This is a genomic window from Flavobacterium sp. GNP010, from assembly GCF_056428945.1.
Map to the genome: position 1 here is coordinate 1 of NZ_JBWJVK010000093.1, position 2,624 is coordinate 2,624.

The 2,624-nt window shown below is 37.0% G+C and carries 2 protein-coding genes; both read right to left on the reverse strand.

The window, feature by feature from the left end:
• The coding region (locus AC061C_RS15520; protein ID WP_478291922.1) for a hypothetical protein at positions 1-1,214 on the reverse strand (1,214 nt) is incomplete at its 3' end.
• Positions 1,215-1,233: 19 nt separating this feature from the next.
• A partial coding sequence (locus AC061C_RS15525; RefSeq protein WP_478291923.1) for a RagB/SusD family nutrient uptake outer membrane protein occupies positions 1,234-2,624 on the reverse strand: 1,391 nt, incomplete at its 5' end.

Here is a 2,624-nt window from a genome sequence, read left to right on the forward strand (position 1 = left end):
GCACTTGACCATGATGTTCTCCAAGTATTAACAGGGACATTGGTATATGCATCGCTAAACATAGAAATCACTTTAGAGGCTGCTACTGTTGGAGTTGGTGCTGCTGTTACAGATGCGGCTTGATTGTAAAAAAATACATTATCAACATAAACCGTTGTATTACCAAAAGGAGCTCCTACAAAAATTAACTGTGCAATATGACCGCGTGTCGTCAATCCTGTGAAATCGCTTAACGGAATATCTAAACTCACCCATTTTTCTTTAGCTGGATTAGCAATAGTTATTTCATGCTCTTTGTCATCACCTCCCCCAAAAACACCATTTGCACCAAAATCGACTAGCTTAACTTTAAATTCTGTAAAATCAGCAGACCAAATATCAGTGTGGAAGAAAGTCATTGCCGAAGCATTGATTGGTGTTGTAGTAGCTTCGATACCTACAAATCCCAAAGCACTATATTTTTTTGTTTTGTTGCCACTAATGTCGATATCTTCTAAAGTTGCTTGTGACCAAGAAGTTCTCCATGTGTCTACTGCGACATTTGTATAGGTATCGCTGAACATAGAAATTACATTAGCAGAAGGAATTGTTGGTACTGGTGCAGCAAAAAGATTGGTCACAGTTACTGCCTCAATTTTTTGACTTGTTGCAACTCCACCACTTAAGGCGACAACTTTAACCTGATAAGTTCCAGCTCTAGCGTAGGTGTGTGTTACCACTTCGCCTTCCATAAAATTTACGGGAACTTCATTTGCAACATCACCAAAATATACTTGAAAAAAAGTCTCCAAGTCCGCTTTTGCCGTTACGTTGATGGCAAGATTACTGCCAATAGTTATTGTAGTTTGTAAATTTTTAGGTGCCAAAAAAGAAACCATTACCTCTTGCATGGTCTCTGTTTTTTTCCCATTAATCGTGATACCTACAATCTTTGCTTGAAATTTACCTTCTTTGTATTTATGAGATACTGTTCCTCCCGGATTTACAAATCCAGGTGCAGCAGTTCCATCACCATAATAAATTTCAAATTGAGTAACTCCCTCTCCTTTTGGCAAAAAAGTAACATTTCCTGAATTATCTTGTGTAATAGTGGTAAGAGCAGATATATTTGATGGTGCATCTATTCCATCTAAATCCACGTCATTATTCTCTTCTGAACAGCCAAAAAATAGCGCTATTAAAGAAATGCTTAGTATTAATTTTAACTTTTTCATATATAAATAATATTAGTTTTTAATATCCGGGATTTTGTGTCCAATTACCGCCTGCAAATTGAATTTCCTCAATAGGAATAGGAAATAATTCATTCTTTGCTGCTTTAAAACCCGTAATTTCTTGTGCGGCCTTCCCAGTACGAACTAGGTCAAAGAAACGATGTCCTTCGCCTGCTAATTCTACTCTACGTTCGGCTAAAATAAAATCAGTTAAAGCAGCACCAGAAACTGAAATATCATGATTCAAATCTCCAAAAGCTCGTCGACGCACTTGATTTAAGTAGCCTCTTGCTTTTGCATCGTCAATTCCGCCGCGATTATTTGCTTCGGCAGCCATCAATAGTACATCAGCGTAACGAATGGCTCTGTAATTATTAGGATTGGTTAAGTTTAAATCTCCTTGCGCTTCGATACGCCTTTTTCTTGGAATGTATTTTCGATTAAAAAAGCCTGTATGTTCGTATCCCTTGCCAAAAGTTGCTCCAGATGAAGTAGCCCATGCCTCTATGTCTAAAATCGCTACTGCTTTTCTTCGATCTCCTGCTTCAAAAGCATTAACAATTTTTAGAGTTGGTACGTTAAAACTAAAACCCGAGGTAAAAAGATCTCCAGAATAGTTCCTTGGTCCGCTAAAACCAACAGCTACATTACCTTCACTACATTGAAGACAAGTAAAACCTGCTCCTTCTACATCAGTATATTGCACTTCAAACACTGATTCTACTCCATTTTCACCTTCATTTTCAAAAATAGAATTGTAATCTGTTACTAAAGAGTAAGGAGATGCCGCAAATAAACGGTCAAAAGTTGTTGCCGCTGGTGCAAATTTATTTTGGTATAAATAAGCCTTTCCAAGTAAGGCTAGCGCAGCGCCTTTTGTAGCTCTACCTTTTTGTGCAGCTGTAGCTGCTAAATTGTCTGCAGCAAAAATTAAGTCTGCTTCAATAGAAGCGTATACTCCTGCAACCGAGGATCGTGGAATTTTTTTCTCATCACCAGGACTAAACCTTGCATCGCCTTTCATAGGAATGCCACCAAACCATTTCACTAATTCAAAATGATAATATGCTCTAAGAAAACGCGCCTCCGCTATAACCTGATTTTTTCCTTGAAAGTCAGTCTTATCTTTAAATTCTAGTATGTAATTTGCTCTTTGAACACCAGCAAACATCCAGTCCCATAAATTTTTTAAATTACTGTTTACAGGAGTATGAATCATTTTATCAACTTGTTGAAAACCGGGCACATCTGATTGGCTTTCACCACCTGCCAAAGTATTATCTGAGGCAATTTCTCCTAATAATGAATTAAGATATGTAGTTTGTAATAAATCATACGCTGCAATTAAAGCATTGTCATAATCTGATTTTGAATTAAAATAATTCTCAGAGTCAATAGAATATTCTATTG